The 22,885-nt window shown below is 51.1% G+C and carries 19 protein-coding genes and 1 pseudogene; 5 read left to right on the top strand and 15 right to left on the bottom strand.

Annotation, left to right across the window (positions count from 1 at the left end):
* Nucleotides 1-64: 64 nt before the first annotated feature.
* The 6 genes from PSE6802_RS0118120 to PSE6802_RS0118090 all read right to left on the bottom strand — a co-directional run bounded on the left by PSE6802_RS0118120 (nt 65) and on the right by PSE6802_RS0118090 (nt 5,328).
* Nucleotides 65-1,140 (bottom strand): ISKra4 family transposase gene (locus PSE6802_RS0118120; protein ID WP_156815358.1). Its coding sequence is split into 2 segments (ribosomal slippage): nt 65-982 and nt 985-1,140, totalling 1,074 coding nucleotides; the frame shifts between segments, so codons are not numbered across the junction.
* Nucleotides 1,141-1,257: 117 nt separating this feature from the next.
* On the bottom strand, nt 1,258-2,178 hold the full coding sequence (locus tag PSE6802_RS0118110; protein WP_019501461.1) for an HAD family hydrolase: 921 nt from the start codon (nt 2,176-2,178) through the stop codon (nt 1,258-1,260).
* A gap of 21 nt (nt 2,179-2,199) precedes the next feature.
* The gene (locus tag PSE6802_RS0118105) at nt 2,200-3,702 is read right to left on the bottom strand and encodes an arylsulfatase (protein ID WP_019501460.1); all 1,503 of its coding nucleotides are present in this window, start codon (nt 3,700-3,702) and stop codon (nt 2,200-2,202) included.
* A 294-nt stretch (nt 3,703-3,996) separates the two neighbouring features.
* Nucleotides 3,997-4,389 carry a DUF1622 domain-containing protein gene (locus PSE6802_RS0118100; RefSeq protein WP_019501459.1) on the bottom strand — a complete coding sequence of 131 codons (393 nt, stop codon included), beginning with the start codon at nt 4,387-4,389 and terminating at the stop codon, nt 3,997-3,999.
* A gap of 34 nt (nt 4,390-4,423) precedes the next feature.
* Entirely contained in the window at nt 4,424-4,846 is a 423-nt protein-coding gene (locus tag PSE6802_RS0118095) for a YidH family protein (RefSeq protein ID WP_019501458.1), read from the bottom strand.
* Between the two features lie 221 nt (nt 4,847-5,067).
* On the bottom strand, nt 5,068-5,328 hold the full coding sequence (locus tag PSE6802_RS0118090; protein WP_019501457.1) for a hypothetical protein: 261 nt from the start codon (nt 5,326-5,328) through the stop codon (nt 5,068-5,070).
* Nucleotides 5,329-5,435: 107 nt separating this feature from the next.
* Here PSE6802_RS0118090 and PSE6802_RS0118085 point away from each other — a divergent pair, with 107 nt between their 5' ends.
* Nucleotides 5,436-7,268, top strand: coding sequence for an SLC13 family permease (locus PSE6802_RS0118085; protein ID WP_019501456.1), 1,833 nt, complete (start codon nt 5,436-5,438; stop codon nt 7,266-7,268).
* A gap of 278 nt (nt 7,269-7,546) precedes the next feature.
* Nucleotides 7,547-8,524 carry a glutaminase A gene (gene glsA, locus PSE6802_RS0118080; RefSeq protein ID WP_019501455.1) on the top strand — a complete coding sequence of 326 codons (978 nt, stop codon included), beginning with the start codon at nt 7,547-7,549 and terminating at the stop codon, nt 8,522-8,524.
* 54 nt (nt 8,525-8,578) lie between these two features.
* Here the strand turns inward: glsA and PSE6802_RS0118075 are convergent, their stop codons facing one another.
* The 3 genes from PSE6802_RS0118075 to PSE6802_RS0118065 all read right to left on the bottom strand — a co-directional run bounded on the left by PSE6802_RS0118075 (nt 8,579) and on the right by PSE6802_RS0118065 (nt 14,337).
* The gene (locus tag PSE6802_RS0118075) at nt 8,579-9,073 is read right to left on the bottom strand and encodes a DUF1269 domain-containing protein (RefSeq protein WP_019501454.1); all 495 of its coding nucleotides are present in this window, start codon (nt 9,071-9,073) and stop codon (nt 8,579-8,581) included.
* 337 nt (nt 9,074-9,410) lie between these two features.
* Nucleotides 9,411-10,484, bottom strand: a complete 1,074-nt coding sequence (locus PSE6802_RS0118070) for an AI-2E family transporter (protein WP_026103386.1) — start codon at nt 10,482-10,484, stop codon at nt 9,411-9,413.
* A gap of 79 nt (nt 10,485-10,563) precedes the next feature.
* Nucleotides 10,564-14,337: a hypothetical protein gene (locus PSE6802_RS0118065; protein ID WP_019501452.1), complete on the bottom strand. Its 3,774-nt coding sequence runs from the start codon at nt 14,335-14,337 to the stop codon at nt 10,564-10,566.
* A gap of 195 nt (nt 14,338-14,532) precedes the next feature.
* Here PSE6802_RS0118065 and PSE6802_RS0118060 point away from each other — a divergent pair, with 195 nt between their 5' ends.
* Nucleotides 14,533-15,435 (top strand): YihY/virulence factor BrkB family protein, encoded by a 903-nt coding sequence (locus tag PSE6802_RS0118060; protein ID WP_019501451.1) that lies wholly within the window; start codon nt 14,533-14,535, stop codon nt 15,433-15,435.
* 219 nt (nt 15,436-15,654) lie between these two features.
* Here the strand turns inward: PSE6802_RS0118060 and PSE6802_RS0118055 are convergent, their stop codons facing one another.
* Complete coding sequence (locus PSE6802_RS0118055) at nt 15,655-16,560, bottom strand: transglutaminase family protein (protein WP_019501450.1); 906 nt, start codon at nt 16,558-16,560, stop codon at nt 15,655-15,657.
* Between the two features lie 43 nt (nt 16,561-16,603).
* Entirely contained in the window at nt 16,604-17,014 is a 411-nt protein-coding gene (locus PSE6802_RS0118050; protein ID WP_019501449.1) for a DUF2541 family protein, read from the bottom strand.
* Here PSE6802_RS0118050 and PSE6802_RS0118045 point away from each other — a divergent pair.
* Nucleotides 17,014-17,202 carry a hypothetical protein gene (locus PSE6802_RS0118045; protein ID WP_019501448.1) on the top strand — a complete coding sequence of 63 codons (189 nt, stop codon included), beginning with the start codon at nt 17,014-17,016 and terminating at the stop codon, nt 17,200-17,202. The two genes, PSE6802_RS0118050 and PSE6802_RS0118045, sit on opposite strands and share 1 nt — an antisense overlap.
* 158 nt (nt 17,203-17,360) lie before the next feature.
* On the opposite strand, the gene PSE6802_RS0118040 is transcribed toward PSE6802_RS0118045, so the two are convergent.
* The 4 genes and pseudogenes from PSE6802_RS0118040 to PSE6802_RS35895 form a co-directional block, all read right to left on the bottom strand.
* A complete protein-coding gene (locus PSE6802_RS0118040; protein WP_019501447.1) occupies nt 17,361-18,743 on the bottom strand; it encodes a metal-dependent hydrolase family protein in 1,383 nt (460 codons plus the stop codon).
* Nucleotides 18,744-18,775: 32 nt separating this feature from the next.
* Nucleotides 18,776-18,883, bottom strand: coding sequence for a hypothetical protein (locus PSE6802_RS35900; RefSeq protein WP_412973444.1), 108 nt, complete (start codon nt 18,881-18,883; stop codon nt 18,776-18,778).
* The gene (locus tag PSE6802_RS32725) at nt 18,855-19,118 is read right to left on the bottom strand and encodes a hypothetical protein (protein WP_019501446.1); all 264 of its coding nucleotides are present in this window, start codon (nt 19,116-19,118) and stop codon (nt 18,855-18,857) included. Before PSE6802_RS32725 ends, PSE6802_RS35900 begins: the two co-directional genes overlap by 29 nt.
* Nucleotides 19,119-19,316: 198 nt before the next feature.
* Nucleotides 19,317-19,487: pseudogene (locus PSE6802_RS35895) on the bottom strand (amidohydrolase family protein); the annotation flags it as partial.
* A gap of 670 nt (nt 19,488-20,157) precedes the next feature.
* Here PSE6802_RS35895 and PSE6802_RS0118020 point away from each other — a divergent pair.
* On the top strand, nt 20,158-22,881 hold the full coding sequence (locus PSE6802_RS0118020; RefSeq protein ID WP_026103385.1) for an MGH1-like glycoside hydrolase domain-containing protein: 2,724 nt from the start codon (nt 20,158-20,160) through the stop codon (nt 22,879-22,881).
* Nucleotides 22,882-22,885 lie beyond the last annotated feature (4 nt).

Below are 22,885 nucleotides of genomic sequence, written 5' to 3'. Positions count from 1 at the left end.
TCGAAAATCTCAGCTTCGGAGAAGGAACACGATTGAGTGTTGATTGTGTTTTTTTGGGAGCATCTCAGTTTTGCAAGGCAAGGTTAAGAGAGCCATTAAGGTAAGCAGAACGGTGTTTGAGGACTTGTGGCACATTATCACGGTTCCATTGAGCGCCAGAGATTTTGATGCGTCTAGCGATTTGCTTAACAGCAGATTCCACTGCGCCAGAACCAATAGAGCAAATCTGCTCGGTTTGGAAATACCAATAATCAGGAATACGATGGCGATGCTTGTGCAGATAAGCAATAAAATTGATGCTCTGAGGACTAGCTAAGTGATTGAGCTCAGCAATAGCTGCAGTTACATTACCCCGCCACAAAAAAGCTTCGACCCCAGTCAAAAGTTGAGCTGTAGCCTCAATTTTATGCAGGTTTTCCACCAAATGGAACCAGTCCAAGATTTCATAGCGACTATCAGGTATAGAGATCTGGGCAATAATATTCCAAATCCCATCATGTCCATCCCCAATACAGGTAACCATATCTGCTAAAGGCTGTCGATTTACCCAGTCTGTTAAGGCAATGTTATCTTGAAATGTGGCAAATATGGCTTGTCCATGCAAGTTCACAGCTTTATAGTCCTTCCACTCACTTGGCTGTCCAAGTGGCGTGCGCAGTCTGATTCTGCCTCCATCGACACTTAATTCCTCGACCGACTCTTCTACCTCTAGGGGGCTAAATTCATGGCGATGCACCAGGCGCTGTTGTGTACTGCGCGATATTTGCACTCCCATCAACATGGCTAAGTCTTTGGCGGCTTGTTCGTAGGATACATTCGCACTCAAGATCAGGCTACATCTTTCCACATACGGGCTCACCTGGCTATAGGGGGCTACTTTGAGCTTCTGCGCTTGCTTTTGCGTGAGGTGGAGCTGTCCGATGCTGCTTTGCACTCGCCTGCGGCGTCCTGCTTCTGTGCCCGTAACTGTGCGGATAAAAAACTCCCTATTTCTGGGCTGACATGTTCGAGGATTTGCTGCCGCACAGCGATTTCGATCCCTTCCAAGCTGGTTAGTTGTTCCGATGGTGTATTCTGATAAAGGATGGCGGCAATAGCTTGAACGTGCGCTTGCATTTCTTTTTCCTGCTCTGGAGTCATGGTTGCTCTCCTTGGGGTTGGTTTCTCGTATTCCTATCTTCTGATTTCTTCCCCCTTTTGGCTACCCATCTATATTAAGCATTATTACTCAGTGCAAAGTTGAGATGCTCCCGTTTTTTACGACTCGAAGGCAAATATCCGCTTCCAGTCGTTCTTCATATCCACCACCACCCAACCCTCCCGATCGGCATCAGCGAGCGCCCGATCGAGACTGCCCATAGTCGAACGATCGTAGGCAAATTCGCGATCGCCATCCGTGTGACGCACGATCAGACCCAGTCGCCGTCCCGCCCCAGCACTGGTCCATTGCAGCATTTCGAGATCGCCATCGGAGTTACCAAAGGCGGCGATCGGCCGTCGCCCAATGTAGTGCTGGATGGCCGCCGGTTTGCCAGAGCGATCGTCAAAGAAATGCAACTCCGGCAGGCGCAAGATGACGGGCTTGCCGTCGCGCCACTCGAACTTTGTCTTGATGCTGCTGCCGATCACCTGCTCTGGCGGAATGCCATAGATCTGCTCGGTCCAGGGGCGCATGAACTCCACACCACCACCGGAGACGATGAAGGTTTTGAAGTCGTTTGCCCGCAGGTAGGCGAGCAGTTCCAGCATCGGCTGGTACACCATTTCGGTATAGAGCCGCTGGGTTTTAGGATGCTTCGCGACGGCCAGCCAATCCCTCACGATCGCGGCGAACTCTTCGGTGGTCGTGCCGGCATGGGTTGCCATCACCATTTCCAGGAGGGCGCGTTCGCCGCCAGCCAGCGCGGATTTTATATCGCCTCTCAGTACCGACGCAAACGGCTCTCGATCCTTCCACTCCGGGTATTGCGGGGCGAGTTCCTTAATGCGATCGAAGACAAAGAACGCTTGCACGTACATCGGCTGCTCGCACCAGAGCGTGCCGTCATTGTCGAAGGTGGCAATGCGATCGGGAGGGGGGACAAAGGTGGAACTGTCCGGCAAGGTCGCGTTCGCAACAAAGTTGAGAATTGCCTGCTTGGCAGCTCCATCCTTCCAGGAAGCTAAGGGGTCTGTCATATGGAATTTAGCAACTCTTCCTTATCGGCTGCCAATGCCCGCTAAGATCTTCTCCATCACCCGATCGACCGTGAAGCTAGCTGCTTTCTGACGAGGTGGAAACTCTTGGAAAGTGGACATGAACTGGCCTACCAGCGGTTGGGCAGCCAACACCAAAGGAATGTGATCGAACATCCAATCCCAGTAGGTATTAGAGGTGATGTCAGCAACCTCGTAGGGATCGGTACGCAGGTTAAACAACTTCGGCACCCGCAGTACGACAAAGGGTTCTGCCCAGATTTGACAAGTGCCTTTTTCTCGCTGTTCCATGAAAACCGTCTTCCAGTTATCGTAGCGCAACGCCATTAGATCGCCGTCATCGCTGAAGTAAAAGAACTCGTTGCGCGGGCTTTTCTTCACCTCGCCCTTCAGGTAAGGCACCAGGTTGTAACCATCGAGATGCACCTTGAACGTCTTGCTTCCTGCCTGGTGACCCTTAAGCAATTTTTCTTTAATGTCTGGATCGCCTGCTGCTGCTACCAGCGTCGGCAACATATCCATATGACTGATAATTTCATTGGATACAGTACCTGGTGCAATTACGCCCGGCCAACGCATCAGCGCTGGCACTCGGAATGCCCCCTCCCAGTTCGTATTCTTTTCACTCCGAAACGGGGACGTACCTGCATCGGGCCAGGAATTCTTGTGGGGGCCGTTATCGGTCGAGTACTGCACGATCGTGTCGTTGGTGATGCCGAGGGCATCCAGATAATCCAGCAACTCGCCCACGAACTTGTCGTGGTCGATCATCACGTCGTGGTATTCCGACTGCCAGCGCCCAGACTGTCCCAAACTCTCTGGCTTCGCGTGGGTGCGGAAGTGCATGTGGGTCGAGTTGACCCAAACGAAGAAGGGGATTCCGGCTTTCACCTGGCGATCGATGAAATCTTTGGTTTTGGTAAGGACTTCATCATCAATTGTTTCCATTCGCTTTTTCGTCAGCGCACCAGTATCTACAATGGTTTGGGTGCCGTCTAGATTGGCGTGGCAATGGAGCACCCCCCGAGGGCCAAAGTTCTTCTTGAAGTTAGGGAAGTCGGCTGCGGGAGGATAGTCTCGCAGTTCTGGCTCCTCTTCAGCATTGAGGTGATAGAGATTGCCAAAAAACTCGTCAAACCCGTGGTTGGTGGGCAGCATTTCGTCTTTGTCGCCCAGGTGGTTCTTGCCAAACTGGCCAGTGGCATATCCCAATGGTTTCAGCAGTTCGGCAATGGTGGGATCCTCAGCACGCATTCCCAAGTCTGCTCCAGGCATCCCTACCTTACTCAAGCCAGTGCGGAAAACGCATTGACCCGTGATAAAGGCCGATCGCCCAGCCGTACAGCTTTGTTCGCCGTAGTAATCTGTGAATAGTATCCCTTCTTTGGCAATGCGATCGATGTTAGGTGTTTGATACCCCATCAAGCCGTGGGAATAACAACTGAGGTTAGACTGACCGATGTCATCCCCCCAGATAATCAGAATGTTTGGTTGACCGTTCGGCATGGATATCTCCAATGTAATTGGTTAACTATATTTCTTATGCTTGTGTGGGTAGTAAACTTAGACATTACCCTCAAGCAATTATGACATGAAATGATAGCTATAGCCAACAGGCTTAGGATGGGGTGCAGGGGTGGAACCCCTGCGTGGGGGCGCAGCCCCCACACCCCCTGTCCTAATAGATCTGTCTATGGCTATATGAGGAATTTGCGAGCGACAAAATCGCCTGCAACAAAAAGTTACAGAACCGCGATCGCCATCGTTAAGTCCAGTAGTTCCCACATCAGTTGTGATTTCTTATTCGCGATCTCTAGCATCAGAGCCTGCATTCAGTAGTTTTTTGCTTTGCAGGGTTTCTGCTAGTTCTCTATTTAAAAAGTAATTGAGGAAAGTGCGAATAACGGCGATCGTCCCCAACTTCCCAAGCGCCTCAAACGACGGGGCAACAGTCGTGTTGACGATATCGGCAGCCAACTGAAATTCTAGGGCTAATAACAGCCATGCCCCAAACCTGATGCGAAAGTCAGTAAAAACAATAGAGGAGGTTAGCCTGTGCGATCGCCTTGTTGACATCAACACCTGTTGCAGGACCTGGAGCAGTCCCAGTAAAATACATAGAACTGAGATTCCTTCGAGAATCAGTTTGAGAAACGCTGCTAATGCGTAAAGGCTCTTTTCGAGATATTCCATTGTGAATTTGGAGGAGAAGTTTGTCCGGACAGCGCTAATTTTTCAAATTTAGGGCTCTGAGAATAACTCCAAGAAAACTGATCGCACCGATTAAAAGTAGCGATATTGCCACAATTTCAGCCGTGTTTGAACTTTCGTAGGTATAGCGATCTTGTCGAAGCCGCTTTATCATACGGTGGTGTTCTTTTAATGCGGCAGCTATGCCATAAATCCCCACGCTGATGAAGGACAATCCCACGATGGTAGAAAAGCGATGCGGATCGATATGTTCGCCAATACGAGTTGATTCAATCGTCCTGACAATGGTGGGAATACCAAAACCAAAGCCAATTAGAGAGAGAGAGGTGCGAATCCATGCCATCAAGGTGCGATCGGCAGCCGCGCGAGTACGTTCTTTTGCCAGTTCGTTGTTGAGATTATAGGGTTGGTTTTCAGAGGATCCAGAGGATGGTTGCATATATTTACTGTGGTTTAATTGTTATCATAAATGGCTCTTTAGTTGTTATATCGCAATCACAAGTGATTTGGGAAAAAGGGGGTGTGGAGGCTGCGCTCCCACGCAGAGGTTTTACCCCTGCACCCCGTTCATAAATGATTTACGATCGCTATATCACCTGTGAGGTTGCTTTTATTGACCAGTTGAGCGTTGAGACGCTCGACCAAGCCCGTGTCATTGCCCTACGGGGGCGTACCGCTTTTGGTGGTGAGAGTGGGCCTGGCATCCCATCGAAGCGGGCGATCGCGATCCTGGTCTATTAGAGAGATGATGCGATCGAGAGTCGGCAACTTGGGCGCGGGCGTACCCGAAAAAGGTTTGACCGTTAGGACGCTCGCCTGTTGAATCAGGGGAACACCAATGAATAGAAATAAGCCGATCGCGATCGCCCCCAGAAATATCAACCCACGCTTTAACCCCAGTCGGCGGATCGAACGATGCAACGAGATCGTAGCCGATTACTCCTTGATTGAAGCAGAATACTGGAAATTTTACCGTGAATCACGCATAATGCATCCATAAAAGCAGATTCTTAAAGGAATTAATGCAAATGAACCCTGAACTTGCCATTGTCCTGATTCTGCTAGGGGCAGCGATCGCGATGTTCGCGATTAACAAACCCCGCATGGATGCCGTCGCCTTGATCGTGATGACCGTGTTGCCCTTAACTGGAGTAATTAGCATAAACGAGGCTCTGGCAGGCTTCAGCGATCCCAACATCGTGCTAATTGCAGCTCTGTTTGTTGTGGGGGAGGGACTGGTGCGTACGGGTGTCGCCCAAAGACTTGGGGACTGGTTGATCGCAAGGGCAGGCACTGCCGAAGTGCGCCTGATCGTCCTGCTGATGTTCGTGGTGGCTGGCTTAGGCTCGGTGATGAGTTCGACGGGTGTTGTCGCCATCTTTATTCCGATTGTGCTTCGCATCTGTCAAAACACGGGTATCTCAGCCAGTCGCCTGATGATGCCGCTCAGTTGTGCTGCACTGATCAGCGGCATGCTAACCCTGGTTGCTACAGCTCCTAACCTGGTTGTCAACAGCGAACTTGCCCGGCATGGTGTAGCAGGCTTTCGTTTCTTTAGCTTTACCCCCTTTGGATTACCCATTCTGGTACTGGGCATCCTCTACATGACCTTTGCCCGTCGTTGGCTTGTTGCTAAAATCCATCAGAAGGACGGATCGTCCAGCCGTCCAAACCTGCGCCAATGGATTGAGGAATACAAACTGAGAGATCGAGAGCACCGGGTTCGCCTCACCGAGCGATCGCCTCTCGTGGGCAAAACCATTGAGGAACTTAATCTGCGACGTACAGCAGGAGCCAACATTGTCGCGATCGAACGCAGTCGCAGATTTTCTAAGGATCTGATCGCTCCCTCAGCAAGGACAGAGTTACAAGCTGATGATGTGCTGCTGGTCGATCTGTTTGCACCAAGTAATAACCTGGAGGCACTGCATCAGCAATTTGGTCTGGAGGCACTGCCTCTCACGGGCGACTACTTTAGCGATCGGTCTCAGGAGATTGGCATGGCTGAGGTCTTTATCCCCGCCAATTCTAATGCGATCGACAAAACCATCCTTGAATTGAGATTTCGCAGGCGCTATGGTCTAACGGTTGTGGGTCTGCGTCGAGGTAAAACCTGTATCCGGCGAGGTCTGCTGACAGAACCTCTCAAATTAGGCGACACGCTGCTGCTAATCGGAACTTGGAAGGCGATCGAGAAGCTGCGCTCTGATACGACAGAATTGATTTTGCTCAACCTCCCTGTCGAACTCGACGATGTGTTGCCAGCAGCAAAACGCGCTCCTCAAGCCATTTTTTGCTTGCTCCTGACGATCGCACTGATGGTTAGTGGAGCCGTCCCCAACGTCCAGGCTGCTTTAATCGGTTGTTTGCTGATGGGAGCTTTGCGCTGCCTCGATCTCAACAGTGCTTATCGTTCAATTCACTGGTCTAGTCTGGTGTTGATTGTTGGCATGTTGCCATTTTCGATCGCGCTCCAAAAAACTGGCGGAGTCGATCTGGCAGCCGATGCCTTGATCCGTGCGATCGGGGGAGCGAGTTCATACATAGTGCTTGGCAGCTTGTTTGCGATTACTGCGGTGCTGGGGCTATTCATTTCCAATACTGCCACTGCCGTACTGATGGCTCCGGTGGCACTGGCGATCGCCGATGAGTTAAAAGCCTCCCCCTACCCGTTCGCGATGATTGTGGCACTGGCGGCTTCCACAGCCTTCATGACCCCCATCTCTTCTCCGGTTAATACCCTGGTGGTCGTCCCCGGTCGTTACGCCTTTGAAGACTTCGTGCGCGTTGGGGTGCCGTTCTCCCTGATTGTGATGGTTGTTTGCGTGATTCTGGTGCCCTGGTTGCTGCCGCTTTACTAACTTGTCATTTTCGGGAGCTGACTGTATAGCGGTTTTCACTTGAGAACGGGTTTTATTGACGGGGTGAAGGGGTTCCACACGGCAGTGGCTCTAGCGGGGAACCCCCAAGACCGCCCTGCCTCCCCTTCTTGGGGGCAACGCCCCCAAACCCCCTGCTCTTTCCGATCTGAAAACCGCTATATTACTTCCATTCAGTGAAAAAACTGCAAAAAATCAGCTCTTTGCTCTATCGTCGCTCAACCATTTAGCCTTGGTAAATTCAATCCCCTAAAAGAATTATGCTTTCACCCATATCCACCGGACAGTTGCCCTCTCCCAATTTCGTGCAGTCATTAGTGGAAGAGGCGCACGATCGCTTCCGGTCAGTAGCTGAAGGGCAAAATGCCGAGTATATCCCAGCCTTAGCGAGAGTCCCCCGCGATTTATTTGGGATCTGTGTGGTGGGGGCGAATGGCGATATTTTTCTGGCTGGAGACACCAACTATGAGTTTTCGATTCAAAGCGTGTCTAAACCGTTTGTGTTTGCGCTGATTTGTCAGGCGATCGGTGAAGACGAGGCACGAGATAAGTTGGGGGTCAATAGTACGGGACTGCCGTTTAATTCGGCGATCGCCCTGGAACGGATTGACGAAGGGACGAGTAATCCGATGGTGAATGCGGGGGCGATCGCCGCGACCAGTCTGGCACCGGGCGATACAGCCGAAGAAAAGTGGCAGTTTATTCACCGCGAGTTGTCCCGCTTTGCTGGTAGAACTCTGACTTTAAATGAAGAAGTTTATCAGTCTGAGGCAGCAACCAATCAGCGGAATATGGGGATTGCCAAACTACTTCAAGCATACGATCGCATCTTCTTTGACCCGATCGCCGCCACGGATGTCTACACCAAACAATGCTCTCTCAACGTCACCGCGAAAGACCTGGCAGTGATGGCGGCTACCCTGGCTAATGGAGGAGTCAATCCCATCACGCAGGAACAGATTATTCACCCGATCCACTGTCAACATGTGTTAGCCGTCATGGTCACTGCCGGACTCTACGAAAATTCTGGCGATTGGTTGTACGAAACCGGGCTGCCAGGCAAAAGTGGAGTCAGCGGTGGATTGATGACAGTCTCCCCTGGCAAAGGTGGGATGGGCACGTTCGCCCCCCCGCTTGATGCTGCTGGCAATAGCGTCAAAGGTCAACTGGTGACAAAGTTCCTTTCCGAACGATTGGGACTCAATTTATTTGCATCAAAACCACTCGAACCATCGTGAATCCAAATCTTCTCCCCGTGTCTTTAAGGCGAACGATCGACCCACAAGCGCGATTTAAACAGATGGGTGCTCGAAAATTTCGCGTAGTTTGCTTTCTTGCTCGGACGGTAAATTCGTCGCCACGATCTCAAACTTCTCGTCTTTGAAGGCATCGACCACGCGATCGACAACAGCATCGCTGGTGAGCGCAAATAGGGCGGATGTTCCTTCTGTCACCTGTTCCCGCACTTTCTTGATAAAATCGTCGTCGATCCCAAAATCCGTCATGGAGCCAGCCAACGCCCCTGTAAGCGCACCGATCGCGGCACCAAGCAGCGGCATGAAAAAGATAAGACCGAACAGTAACCCCCAGAATGCACCGTCTAAGGCACCGAGTTGGGTGGTTGGAACCGCCTGACGCGTCCTGGGTTTCTTCTTACCCGATTCCCATGAGACGACCGCCATATCTTCAACTTTAATCAACTGTTGCTGCTGTAGATTGAGTAGCTTTGCCGCTGCTTTCTCAGCACCATCCGATGTAGGAAACTTGAGAACGGTCAGTGTAGCCATGATTTCTCCTTACAATCAATCCTGATACCAATTTAAATTGTTGTGGTTACGGATGGGGGGTGGGGCAACGCCCCCACGCAGGGGAGGCAGGGCGGTATTGGGGGTTCCCCGCTAGAGCCACTGCCGTGTTTCACCCCTTCACCCCGTTCGATCTGTCGCGGTTACTGTTCAAATTGGTATGAATACCAAGCTTTCGACAATATCTAAAGTAGCACATCCCTCCAACATTTGGCTAAGGGAAAGAGCATTCGATAAATCAGATGAGGGTTAGGTCTGATGAGACCGACAAATCGCATTACAGATTGATAGGGATGAAGTCTAACGATGACCGCGCCGATTAGTCAAGACGTTCCGATGGCTCGACAACGCTCTCTGGGACTTCTTCGAGAACGTGCTTTGATTCTGCTCTGGCTGCCCGCAACCACGCGGCGATCGTGCCAGCGATCGGAATGGCAAGAAAAACGCCCAACAATCCAGCCACTCGTTCGCCAATAAACAAGGCTAGAAACAACAACACCGGATTTAATTCCAGCGCATCCCCCATAACTTTGGGATGCACAAAATTATCCTGGATTTGCTGGAGCAAAATGCAGGCAATCACAACTTTGATGGCGATATCGCCGCCTTGAGAAGCGAAGACTAGCAGAGTGACAACCAGAACTCCCAGAGTAGCGCCAACCCCAGGAATAGCATCGAGCACACCGACGATCGCAGCCAGGATCAGGGAATAGCGAACTCCCAGGAGTGAGAAGACAATGAAAGTGGCGATCGATAAAAATAGCATCAACAACAGTTGTCCGCGTAAAAATCCTAGAAAACTTTGCTGGAAGGTTTGAGCGAAGCGATCGCGGCATGCGGCTGGCAAAAGTTTGAGAAATGACCGCCACAGTTTGTCACCATCAATCAGCATATACAAACTGATTACTGCCCCAAAAATCCCTATAAAGACGCTGGAAAAGATGCCTTGTACGATGCCTAAACCAGTAGTCAAACCTGTTTGTAGTGTGGCAATTACCTTTTCAATGTCCAGCTTGTTCGGTAAATCCCGAAAGGGCGGAAAGTTGTGGCTATCCAACGACTCTTTAAGCTGGGTTACCAAACTCTGTCCCTGATTCAATACTTCCAATCCGAGCAACGTAATCGCCCCGATCAGCAAACCTAGAGTCACAATAAAGGTGATGGCGATCGCCAGTTGCCTGGGCATATAACGCGACAGCCAGACCACCGGATAATTTAGCAGCGCGGCAAAGATACCGGCAGCGGCAAAGAGAGCGATCGTACCGTAGAAATAGTTAATCAACAGTACAGTGGCCCAACTGCAGCCAAACAGCAACAGAAAACGCAGCATGGCTGAGTTCTTAAGGGCTTGCCACGGTTGGGATGACGATCGGGAAGATGGAGACTGGCGCATAGTAAATCGTGAGGTGTGGATAAAGTTGAGTATCTCAGAGAACCAGATTTCTCGAAACACCGATTTTCTAAACAATGGCTTAAAATGTCATCGGAGCGATGGGCTCGATATCCGGATCGTGCCCTCCGATCTGGTTGGTACGCAGAACCCAAACCGAAGCTCCCTGCTCGAGAAATACTCGAACGATCGTATCGCTTGCCTTGCGCGGCAACAGGGTTCGCCAACTGCCCAAGCCAGTCCACAAGTTGCGGAGCGGTTCGTCTTCCAGGCTAGTGCCCAGATTAAACTCATTGTTCTGCCAATCTGTCCGGGGAACTCCCAGGGGATGCAATTGTTGATTTAGCTTGGTTTGAACCTCCAGGAGTTGCTGGTACCGCCTTGACTGTTCCGGGTTGTTTGCCAGCCAGGTTTGCAGCGGGGACTGATTCGTGGCGATCGATGCAAACAGGGAGCGAATACTGGCGAACAATGCCTGGTTAGAATCTTGAGCGCAGTTATTGGCAGGGCCAACGTAGGTGGCTCCTGTGCCGTCTCCAATCCGATACCGGGCAGTCATGGCTTCGAGGTGGCTCAACATGTTGCTCAGCGCCGATCGCCGTCCGTCATTGGTATCAAAAAAACCTGTAAACGGTTCGAACTCGATCAAAATGTCACAGGTGGGGCGATTTCCCAACCAGCCAAACTGGCGATCGCCCATGTAGCGCGACCAGTGCAGCGTTCCCGCCGTCAAACCATCGAGGTTGTGAGCGTACACTTGATAATACTGAATCTCAAACCGCAGTTCGTCGCCGATCGGATCGCGAATGACGGTGGCTAGCCCATAGGCAAAATGACCGAAGAAGATCGGCGCGGCAGCGGCAGGTTCTTTGCGCGTCCCGCCAATGCCACCATAGACGTGTAGCAGAAGCGCGCGATCGCCCACCTTCCACTCATCAATAGCAGATTGAATATCCTCTGCATGCCGATTTCCCACACAGAGTACCGAAGAGATTTTCCCCTTCTGTGCCGCTGTATTTGCCCAGGCTTCTCGTCGGATGTAACGGTAGGAGGATTTGCTGCCAAACACCACCCGATCGGGCTGGAGGCGAAACAGCGATCGCGGAGCCAGCGACTGCACCACAAATATCCCAGCGGCATCCTTCGCTCCATAGACGTACCACCCCGCTTCATTCAGCGGGTTTTGCTCCAGGTTGTGCGTGGTGGAAGGATAGCTGCCATACGCCTTTGCCAGGATTACAGGAGGCAAGCGCACCACTTCTTCCCAGCCGTTGAATTGGCGCGAGCTAGGGCTAAAATGCCTGACCTGAAAGCGATCCGTGCCCGCGATGGGAGCTTCAAACCGCACTAAAGCGTAATAGCGTCCGGTAATTTCAACGGGTTGATCGCGAACGTACAAAGCTGTGAGGGGATGAGAAGATGCTCCACCTTCGGATTCCCGATCGCTAGCGCTCGATCGCTCGACATCTACTGTTCCCGTTAGCATTACAATCGCGTCGTCGGTGGGATGGGAGCCTGCTAGGGATTCCAGTGGCCCCACCCGTTGCCAATGATTGAGCCGTTGCGGGTGAATGCTGTTGCCATACTGACTGGAATATTCGGCATCGACGCTAAAATGAACGTCGCGAGTGACGGCTCGCACCAGGTCTTTTACCCTGGGTAGATCCGCCCAGCGCAACATCACCCTTTGCCCCACTAAATCCTCATGGCCGCGATCGGCGTGATGCACTTCAAACCAGACTCCGCGCACCTGGTGGCGTTCTTCGGGCAGAGGCAAAATCAACCGCCCCATCCAGGGTGCGATCGGGCGATACCATCGCGCATCGACAGTTTGGGCGAGCGGATAGTAGGTGTAGTGATTGAAGTCTGCCTGCTTGTAGAGTTCGTAATTGCTAACTTGTCTGGAACGGTAGGGGTTGGCAACCAGGAGCCGACCTCCCAGGATCGATGAGATCGCGGCGATCGTGTGTTGGAGATGGCTCTGCCCGTTCGGCAACAGGGCATCGGGATCCATCATGCCGCCTGGAACTTGGTGTCCCATTGGCCCCAGGGAAATCTCGCTAATTTTGCCCTTGCGCATGGCTCGATTCCAGTAGGAGAGCGGAAACAGCTTCCACCGTCCTGGGAATAAAATCGGCCCCAATCGAGCAACGCCATCGAGATCGCCCACCAGATGGTAAAGATGTTCCAGTTTTAACAAATTATTGTTGGCGCTCATCACGCCGCCGAGGGAGATCGCCTCGATCTGGCTTCCCAATACCCGCCGCAGGTAAGGAGCTGCCGCCACCGCCATCTGACCGCCACCGCTGTACCCGATCAGGGTAATTGGCACGCACTCTTGGGGTTGATAGCCATGCCGCACCAGACCGTTGTAGAGTACCTGGGCAATCCCCTGATTGTAGATGGGGCCATAGCGCTTATCGGCAGATACGCCGACAATTAAGACATTCCGCAGGTTCAGAACCATGCCCAACAGTGCGGTGGGATTTTGCCAGCGCACCTTGTCTGCCAACCGCCAGATCCATGCCAGAGGACGATCCTGGTTCAGGGGCTTATTGAATACGGAATACATCATCAGCCCCCGGACAAACACCACATCTTTCGGCAGGACGGCCTGGAGTGCCTCGATAAACTCGGCCACATCGGGCGTATATGCTTGACCCGACTGACCTACACCATCCAGGTAGACAATGTATCGGGAGGGGCGATCGCTTCTGGAGGAGAATCGTTCCGCAACGCTTCGATCTACAGGGCGCGATGCAGAGTCAGCGCTGTGAATATCGACATCATCGTCGTACCAGCCCGACCACCACCCCAAGGCCTCCAGAGGAGCTAAGAATCCAGCAAAGACGATCGCCAGCACGCCAATCCAGGTTAAGTCAATCGTTCGCTGTACTAACCTGGGGAGGCTTTCATGCCAGCCAAACATACTTTGATAAATTGGCCGTAGCAAGATCGCGACGATTAGAAATAGTAGGAGCATTCCCAGCAAGATACTTCCCAATTGCATCATCTGGTGGATACCTTGCCATCGATGGGCTAGCCACATTCCCAATCCATTCACCTTTACCGATGGCAGTTCGAGGGCAGCAAGATCGGCGGTAGCTTTAGTCGTAGCGTCCGTTGTCTGGGTAGAGGGCGAGCGAGGCGTGGATGGAACCTGGCGATCGCGCGTTGTCTTTTTGAGCAAGCGATCGGCACCGATCGCCGTCAGTCGAGTTTCTAGATCGGATAGGACGATCTCTTTTAATTCTGCAGGCGTACTTGCCAAATTAACGCCCGCAACCCGCTCGGCCAGTTGCCGTCCCAATTTGGCGATGGGCTGCCCGAGGCTGCCCTGTAGCAGTTGCAGCGCGCCCCAGCCGAATACCACGCGGACAAAAGCTTGAGCGCCACTTACCTCGGCGATCGCGCTAATCCCCGCAACCATCGCCAACAAGTGCCAGGCTGATAAAACGTTCAGGATGGGTACGCCTGCATAGGGCAAGGCAGCCAGAAATCCAAACAGTAATGGTGCATAGCTCAGCCCTAAATCCTTAACCAGATCGCTCCAGGATATTTGCACAAATCCTGGTAACCAACCGATGAGCCAGGTGCTAAATACCAGAAATAGAAATCCGCACGCATATAAAATCGCACTCAACAACAGGCTGAAAACAAAGCGCAAGGGTTTGACGCGATTGACGACCAGAATAACGCTCTGCCCCACTGCTAAAGAGAGCCCGGCTGCCAGCACCACCAGAAGCGCAATGGTTTGTCCCTCTGGAAGATGAACGATCTTTTGGAATGATGACTGACTCAGAGAAAACGCTCCAGCAATCAAATCGCTAAGGCGATCGAGCAATTGTTCGTTCATTTTCAGATCTTTGGGTTAATCCATTAGATTGTAATGTTGCCCAACCCAATAGAGCAATACAAAGCCGCCCTACAATGGATGTGTATTAATACCAATTTCCTAAACTAAAATTACAGATTACTGGAGGGGCGAACGGCCGTTCGCCCGTACATACAATTCCGTCCCATAGTTCTCGAACAGATTCATTACTCGTTCATGTTTCAATACTTTCGCGATCGCATTCTGCCTACTAAACCCGTTCAGTTGCTGATTCAAACGGGATTGAAATGGCATCAAGACGACTGTTCCAGCATGGCAGCAGCCTTATCGTACTACGCCTTGTTTTCGCTATTCCCAATTCTGCTCGTGCTGCTCAGCATCCTTGGTCAATGGATCGAGCCTGGATCGGCCACATTTGAGCTAATACGGAAAAACGTTGAGAGTTCGTTGCCCGCAGAAGTCTATAAAACAATCGAGGGAACGATCGCAGCGCTGCGCGAAAGCAGGACTGGGGCAGGCATCATTGGGTTTGGGCTATTGTTGTATTCTGCCAGTACTGTCTTTGCGGCACTCAATAATTTTGTCCAAAAGATTTGGCGAGTCAGCGGACAGGATTCCATTCGAGGAACGGTTATTTCATTCGCGCTCAACCAGCTTCTCTCCTTTCTACTGGTCTTTGGAACGACATCGCTGCTTTTTGCCTCCCTCATTTCTGACATTGCTATTCAGTGCGTCCTGAAGCTGGTTGCAACTTTTCGAGAGACTTTTGCCTTTGTCCACGTAGACGAACTTGAGGTGACCAGGGGGCTTCAGGTTGGCTCGTCGCTATCGATCCTGGCGATCGCCTGTTGCATCCTGTTCAAAATTCTGCCCTCTACCCGAGCTGCCTGGCAAGATACGTGGCTGGGGGCGTTGCTATCCGCCGGTCTGTTGGTTGGCTTACTGCGCTTGGCAGGGGACAGCATCATTTCGATTGGCGGTCACTATCTGTCCTATGGCGTGATTGGAGGCGCGATGATTTTGCTGCTGTGGCTTTATCTAACCTGTCAAATTTTTCTATTCGGTTGCGAATTTTCCTACACCTACGCGCATTTGTTTGGTAGCCGTCGGAACTTATAGCGCTTTTCAATTGAGAACGAGTTTTATTTTTGGGGTGAAGGGGTGGAACCCCTTCTTGGGGGCAACGCCCCCAAACCCCCTTCTCGTTTTCATCTGAAAACCACTATATTACCTTTGTTCGAAGTGTCAAAGGCTGGAAGGCAGAGCTTTGCGGTAGAGCGAGTACTTTGAAAGTCAATTCGCCAACCTGCATCGTAGCGATCGGGACTGCGATCTCGCCTACTCCTCCTCAAACTCAGGTAGCTTGGCCAGCTTGCGAATCTTCACCTGCACGTCCATCCCCAGATAATCCTCGGCATTGCCAAACCACGAACCCGAGAGGGGAATGACTTGCCCCGGATGGCGGGCGATCGCTACGCGGATCAGATCGAAGCCAGCGGTAATTCGGTTCGTTGGGTCGTAGGCTCGCCAGCCCGCTCCCGGCAGGTAGACCTGCAACCAGGCATGGGTTGCCCCTGCCCCCGTCATGCCAACGTCACCGCCATCCAGGGACGAATCGTAGAGATAGCCGCTGACAAAGCGACAGGCTAGACCCAAACGTCGCAATGCCTCAATCATCAACCAGGCATAATCCCGGCAGGTGCCAGACCCGAGGCGCAACGTTTCTGACGGGGACTGAGTTCCCTCTACCTCTCGGGCCTGATAGGTCAGATCGTTCCAGATCGCATCCATCATCCGTTGCAGGACATCAAGGGTATCGTCTCGATCTCCAGCTACAAAGCTTTTTGTCCAGGACGCGAGGCTACCGTCGGGATCTTCGGCGTGGGGACGCATAAAGACAGCCAGATCGGTCCACTCATCCGGCGTGTACTGTACTGGAATTTCTATGGCTCGCGCTTCTAGGGGAAAATCGGCGATCGCCTTGATGCCAAAATGCTCGCCCCGCAGTCGATAAGTAACGCTCAGTTCTTTGGCGGGTTCGCTGAATTCGATCAGGGCTACATTGTTGGAAAGGGTATCCATCATCCAGCGGACTTTTGACGGAATATTGGTTTCTAGCGTGTAGCTCAAGATGCGACCGACAAAGCCTGCGCCAGGTAAAAAGATAGCGCGATGTTCGCCAAACCCGACGGGATTGCGATAACTGTAAGTCGTGACGTGTTCGAGATCGTAAATGACAGCCATTGCTAATGTGTTGATGTGTGCGATTATCTAAAGTTGGAAATACTTAGCGCGCATAAAATTGAATAATCGCGCGATTTGTAGTACCCGCAGAACTGCCCACAATCGCAATTCCCCTGATACAGCGAAGAGTACCCCTTAAAGGAATCCAATTAGTTTCACTGCCTTGGCGGAGCCTGGATCTGACTGGCAATCGATCTAATTGATTGTTCCCATATTGCACGACCAGGAGTTGTATTTCGGCTGAACCCCTCAGCGCTCTTAGCCTGATATCTCGGACAGGAGGCACTTGACATCTGGGTAACTTCAAAACATCCAGGTCGTTTTCTCTAAACGAGAGTCTGGCCTGACCGAGGAGTTGAACTCTTTGAGCAAAAGCGGTAGGAGCGATCGCTCCTGTCAAGGATAATACCGAAAGGAGGAGCAATCCGACACGAGCTAATTTTGGGGTGACCATTGTTTTTCCTGTATGAGTTAAATAGGGGCAAACCGCCGTTTGCCATTACAGATTCAGATGACATTCCCGATCGCGGGGGGCAATTCAACATACATGATATCCCTATCCTGGCAGATTTAGATAGAGTCCAGTCGCAAGCAGGTTTTTCCCAAGGCGATCGTAGCTTTCAGCTCCCAGCAAATCTGTAAGTCGATTGAGAACAGGTTTTATTGACGGGGTGAAGGGGTTCCACACGGCAGTGGCTCTAGCGGGGAACCCCCAAGACCGCCCTGCCTCCCCTTCTTGGGGGCAGCGCCCCCAAACCCCCTTCTCGTTCTCATCTGAAAACTGCTATAGCTAAAAATGGCTATGCGAGCGAGTTCTTGTAAATCTTGCCATCCTTCATAATCACTTTGAAGTTGTGCGCCGGATTCTCGATTAGCTTGATGTCTTCTATGGGATTGCCATCTACCAACAGCAGGTCGGCAAGCGCGCCTTCTTCGACAACGCCCAACTTGCCGGGATAGGGATTGCGGGGGCCAGATAAAGCAAGCAATTCAGCATTCGTACTCGTTGCCATTTTCAGCACTTCAAAGGGGGTATACCAGCGTGCCAGTTTTGCAAGTTGCACACCTTGACGGGTAGCCAATTTGGCATCAAATAACGTATCGGTACCCCAGGCAGTCTTGAGATTGTATTTCTTGGCAAGTTTATAGGCAGTGTCAGTGCCCTGAGTCATCTGTAATTGTTTAGCGCGATTGGGTGACCCTTCTGGGAATGGAATGGCATCCTCATCGTCGAGAAATGGTTGCATACTGAGCCAGATTCCTTTCTCAGCCATAATTTTCGCTGTCAGTTCGTCCATCAATTGCCCGTGTTCGATGCACTTAACCCCCGCACGAATCGCCGTCTGAATAGCCTTTGGCGTGTAAGCATGAACTGTCACGTAGGTATTCCAATTATCAGCAGCTTCAACGGCAGCCCGAAATTCTGATTCCGTGTACTGGCTGACATCCAGGGGGTCGTAGTCCGATGCCACACCGCCACCTGCTGCCAGCTTAATCTGAGTGGCACCTTGCATGAGTTGTTCGCGAGTTCTGCGGAGGACTTCATCTACCCCATCGGCGATCGCACCCGCTCCCAACAATTCCCCGCGACTGAGAGGTGTAGTAGCCGATCTTGGAAGTTCCTTGAGCGTACGGAAGTCGCCATGTCCGCTGGTTTGTGAGATCATTGCCCCTGAAGGCCAGATGCGCGGCCCGATCTCAGCCCCCTTGTCGATGTTCCGTTTAAGTCCAAAAGCTGGGCCTGCCATGTCACGAATACTGGTAAATCCGCGCAGTAGCATTTCTTTTGCTGCGGTTTCCGCTTTCCGATCGATTACCTCAAGCGTGGTGTTGGGAGAGAGTAGTTCTGCCTGCGAGACGATCGTCATCATGATATGGGTATGGTTGTCTATCAACCCTGGCATCAACGTGCGACCGCCGCCATTAATGCGGGTTAAACCAGTATCCGATGGAGCAGCAATAGACCCTGTCGAAATCTTTTCGATTTTGTTATTGACCACTAACACACTGGAAGGGGCAGACAGTTGGGCAGAAGTGCCGTTGAAAATCCGCACGTTTTCAAACAAGGTGCTGGTGGGTTGGGAAGTTTGGGCTGGTTGGCTGCGAACTAGGCCGATTTGGGTTGCGAACCCAATGACCGCTAGCAATAAAGCCCCTAATATCAATCCGTAACGAAATCGCATAGATTTATCTCCTCATGTAATGAATTGCTTAACTAAAAAGTCATCCCTAAACGGAATCCCAGGATATAAGCCGTGTCAAAACTCTTGATGGCAGGGTTGACGATCTGGAAGTCAGTAGTAAAGTTGAGCCAGGGTGTTATAGCTGCCTTGTAATAAATTTCTAATCCTTGCTCGTCGCCCAGGGTCAGAATTGGAAAGCTCTTGTAGTTCCTGTTGTAATTCTTCAATATCAAAACTGATACCTTCTGAGACAGTAGAGACAGGCAATTGCTCGTTTGCCCAAGCAGGAAAAGCAGAAAGAGCGATCGCCATCGACAGATAACCCGCAGTACCTGATAGAATTTGCCACGGCGAGAATTTCTTAGATATTTGCATAAATCTCCTCTCCACACATCCCAGTAATTCTACGATCGCGCCTCATTTATGGTTTCAATAAGCTTGACCTGGCGATCTGGCAGCGGATCGTCAGCAGTCCTAGATCGTTTGTGAGTTTTTGGGCTTTGTGAAACAAGTTCCCGCAGGGAACTTGTTTCACAATATAGGATCGCTATATTCTGTCGGCACTTTCCCGTTTTAGGCTTTGTAAATCGTCTTTCCCTCTTTGATTGTTGCCAGCACCGTAATGTCTTTAATCGCCATCGGATCGACGGTGAGGGGATTGTCAGACAGGATCGCAAAATCTGCCAGTTTCCCCACCTCAACCGAACCTTTCCGATCTTCTTCAAAATGTTGGTATGCAGCAAATGCCCCCGCCCCCAACAGCATGAATTGCCGTCGCGATAGAAAGGTTTGCGCCAGCCTGGCGATCGCGGGATTGCAGCAGGAGCAAAGACCAAATAGAGGTTGTTTCTTTGTCATGATGTTTCTTCTAGAGTTAATAAAATGGGAATCCATTCCACAGGAGACAAACGCAGTTTGTCAATCTTTTTTTTCATACTTACTACCTACCAGTCATGGGCCGATCCTGACTTCAGGGAGGCAAGATCTGAGTCAGCATAGGCAAACTCGACCTGGCGACCTAGCGTGGATCGTATGGTGAGGTTCCTGCTCTAGTTCTGTTGTGATTTGACTCTTTTGCTACTCGATCTAGAGCGATCTAGAGATTGAGCAACTGATTCAACTGATTCAACAACAGATGGCATTAGCTGCAATCACCTCTTAGAGACTGGCTACTATTAATTTGCATTTAATACTTATTTAATTTTTATTTAATTTTTGGCTTTGAGATAGCAGATATCTCTACAATTTTATTATTGTGCCTCACTTTGACAAATAAATCTACAAAATTTTCTTGTAAAGCGACATAATGTTTGAGAGGGTAATGCGACCGAGCAATTACCTTGTCACCAATGCCTTAAATTTCAGCTTGCTATCTAAATCTTTAGTTATCTTGAAATCAACACAAGAACCATTTATGACAGCCGAACAAACCAGACTGCAAGAAACACATCGCAACATCCCCTGGAAAAAGTGGGGTCCCTACTTGAGCGAACGGCAATGGGGCACCGTGCGCGAAGACTACAGCGATAACGGTGATGCTTGGAATTATTTTTCACACGACCAGGCGCGATCGCGTGCCTATCGCTGGGGAGAAGATGGCTTGGGGGGGATTTCCGATGACCACCAGGTTCTTTGTTTTGCCCTAGCACTGTGGAATGGCAACGATCCCATCATCAAAGAACGTCTGTTTGGTCTCAACAACAGTGAAGGCAACCACGGCGAAGATGTAAAGGAATACTACTTCTACCTAGACAGCACGCCCACGCACTCTTACATGAAGTACCTGTACAAGTATCCGCAAGCTGTTTTCCCCTATGAAGATTTAGTCAAAACTAACAAACAGCGCAGTCGCGATGAGTTGGAATACGAACTCCTCGATACGGGCGTTTTCGATGAAGACCGCTATTTTGATGTCTTTGTCGAGTATGCTAAAGCAGATTGCGAAGATATCCTGATTAAAATTAGCGTTGCCAATCGCGGCCCCGAAACCGCCACGCTACATCTCTTGCCAACCATCTGGTTCCGCAATACCTGGTCCTGGGCAGATGGTGGTTCTAAGCCAATTCTGCAAAGGGCGAAGGATGGTGGAAATACCATCATCCACGCCCATCACACCGATGAAGTATTTCAAGAGTGGATTAAGGACTACTATCTCTACTGTGAGGGGAACGTGCCTCTGTTGTTTACAGAGAATGAAACCAATACCGCTCGCCTCTTTGGTTCGCCAAATACCAGTTCTTATGTCAAAGACGGTATCAACAATTACATCGTGCATGGAGAGCATGGTGCCGTCAATCCCGCTCAGATCGGAACCAAAGCATCTCCTCACTATCAATTAACCATTGGTGCTGGGGCAACGCAAGTGGTGCGCCTGCGCCTGACTCCCACTGTGCCCGCCCAAATTGGCAGTCCCTTTGTCGATTTCGATAGCGTGGTTAAAACGCGCTTGCAGGAAGCTGATGCTTTCTACGACGCGATTACACCAGCAAAAATCAAACCCGATGGCGATCGCGTCAGCGTGATGCGCCAGGCTCTTGCTGGAATGCTGTGGACGAAGCAATATTTCTACTACGACGTGGATAAGTGGCTGGACGAACATAACGTTGACTCCGAGCAGCGCAAGAGCTTCCGCAACGGTCAATGGTCTCATATGTTCAACGATGACATCATCTCCATGCCAGACAAGTGGGAATACCCCTGGTATGCAGCTTGGGATTTAGCATTCCACATGTTGCCGCTGTCGATTGTGGACTCGGACTTTGCCAAAATCCAGTTAGATTTGATGTTGCGCAACGACTACCTGCACCCCAACGGTCAAATCCCCGCCTATGAATGGAACTTCGGCGATGTCAACCCACCCGTACACGCCTACGCCACCATGCAGACCTATTTGGCGGACAAGGCGCGCAATAACGGCAAAGGAGATCTCGAGTTTCTCAAGTATGCCTTTGCAAAACTACTGGTCAACTTCACTTGGTGGGTCAACCGCAAAGATCGCTCGGGCAACAATGCCTTTGAGGGAGGCTTCTTAGGACTGGATAACATCGGCGTGTTCGATCGCAGCGCACCGCTACCCACCGGAGGATACCTGGAACAGGCAGACGGCACTGCCTGGATGGTCTTTTTCAGCCAGCAAATGCTGCGGATTGCAGTCGAACTGGCGATTCACGACCCCCTCTATGAAGAATTTGTCAGCAAGTTTTTCGAACACACGATTCGGATTGCAGGGGCAATGGATCGCGTGGGAGACCTCCATGACGAGATGTGGGACGAAGCAGATGGCTTCTTCTACGATGTTTTGCGACTGCCCGATGGTAATGCAATGCGCTTGAAGGTGCGATCGATGGTAGGGCTGTTACCTCTAGCTGCTGTAGCGATTTTTGAGGCAGAGGATATCGAGAAATTGCCAAATTTCCAGAAGCGCTCCCTGTCATTTTATCAACGGCACCCCGAACTCATAGCCAATTTGCACCTGCCTACCCAACGCGGATCGGGAGGGAAGTATATGCTGTCGGTATTCAACGAACAGAAGTTGCGCCGCGTTCTCGCCAGACTGTTGGACGAAAATGAATTCTTCAGCCCCTATGGGATTCGATCGCTCTCGCGCTATCACCGCGAACATCCGTTTATTTTCCAACATAACGGCCAGGAATTTCGCGTAGAATACCTGCCAGGTGATTCCAATACGGGGATGTTTGGCGGTAATTCTAATTGGCGCGGCCCAGTTTGGATGCCCGTAAATCTACTGATTTATGCGGCGCTCATGCGGCTCTATTCTTTCTATGGTGACTCGTTTAAGATCGAGTGTCCGACTGGATCGGGACGGTACATGAACTTGTATGAAGTATCACAGGAGTTAGGCGAGCGATTAGCTCATATCTTCATGCGCGATGCCAACGGTCGCCGCCCAGTCTATGGAGCTGCTGAAAAATTCCAAACCGACCCCCATTGGAAGGACTTAATTCTATTCTACGAATATTTCCACGGCGACAATGGGGCTGGCATTGGAGCAAGTCACCAGACGGGTTGGACTGGTTGTGTAGCTCGCATTATCCAGGCGATGAGCGACATCACGGCAGAGATAGCCGCCGGTGCGAATGCAGAAATGGAGGCGGTTAAGAAGACGGTAGGGAAATAATTGC

It is taken from the genome of Pseudanabaena sp. PCC 6802, from assembly GCF_000332175.1.
Classification (GTDB): Bacteria; Cyanobacteriota; Cyanobacteriia; order Pseudanabaenales; family Pseudanabaenaceae; genus PCC-6802.
Note: the sequence above shows the minus strand (reverse complement) of the source record. Positions and strands in the feature narration are given on the sequence as shown.

What these genes read in the sequence shown, in the direction of transcription:
- PSE6802_RS0118105 (WP_019501460.1), bottom strand. Translation starts at nt 3,702, where the DNA reads ATGCCGAACGGTCAACCAAACATTCTGATTATCTGGGGGGATGACATC.
- PSE6802_RS0118065 (WP_019501452.1), bottom strand. Translation starts at nt 14,337, where the DNA reads ATGAACGAACAATTGCTCGATCGCCTTAGCGATTTGATTGCTGGAGCG.
- glsA (WP_019501455.1), top strand. Translation starts at nt 7,547, where the DNA reads ATGCTTTCACCCATATCCACCGGACAGTTGCCCTCTCCCAATTTCGTG.
- PSE6802_RS0118060 (WP_019501451.1), top strand. Translation starts at nt 14,533, where the DNA reads ATGTTTCAATACTTTCGCGATCGCATTCTGCCTACTAAACCCGTTCAG.
- PSE6802_RS0118085 (WP_019501456.1), top strand. Translation starts at nt 5,436, where the DNA reads ATGAACCCTGAACTTGCCATTGTCCTGATTCTGCTAGGGGCAGCGATC.
- PSE6802_RS0118050 (WP_019501449.1), bottom strand. Translation starts at nt 17,014, where the DNA reads ATGGTCACCCCAAAATTAGCTCGTGTCGGATTGCTCCTCCTTTCGGTA.
- PSE6802_RS0118055 (WP_019501450.1), bottom strand. Translation starts at nt 16,560, where the DNA reads ATGGCTGTCATTTACGATCTCGAACACGTCACGACTTACAGTTATCGC.
- PSE6802_RS0118040 (WP_019501447.1), bottom strand. Translation starts at nt 18,743, where the DNA reads ATGCGATTTCGTTACGGATTGATATTAGGGGCTTTATTGCTAGCGGTC.
- PSE6802_RS0118110 (WP_019501461.1), bottom strand. Translation starts at nt 2,178, where the DNA reads ATGACAGACCCCTTAGCTTCCTGGAAGGATGGAGCTGCCAAGCAGGCA.
- PSE6802_RS0118095 (WP_019501458.1), bottom strand. Translation starts at nt 4,846, where the DNA reads ATGCAACCATCCTCTGGATCCTCTGAAAACCAACCCTATAATCTCAAC.
- PSE6802_RS0118075 (WP_019501454.1), bottom strand. Translation starts at nt 9,073, where the DNA reads ATGGCTACACTGACCGTTCTCAAGTTTCCTACATCGGATGGTGCTGAG.
- PSE6802_RS0118070 (WP_026103386.1), bottom strand. Translation starts at nt 10,484, where the DNA reads ATGCGCCAGTCTCCATCTTCCCGATCGTCATCCCAACCGTGGCAAGCC.
- PSE6802_RS0118020 (WP_026103385.1), top strand. Translation starts at nt 20,158, where the DNA reads ATGACAGCCGAACAAACCAGACTGCAAGAAACACATCGCAACATCCCC.
- PSE6802_RS0118100 (WP_019501459.1), bottom strand. Translation starts at nt 4,389, where the DNA reads ATGGAATATCTCGAAAAGAGCCTTTACGCATTAGCAGCGTTTCTCAAA.
- PSE6802_RS32725 (WP_019501446.1), bottom strand. Translation starts at nt 19,118, where the DNA reads ATGCAAATATCTAAGAAATTCTCGCCGTGGCAAATTCTATCAGGTACT.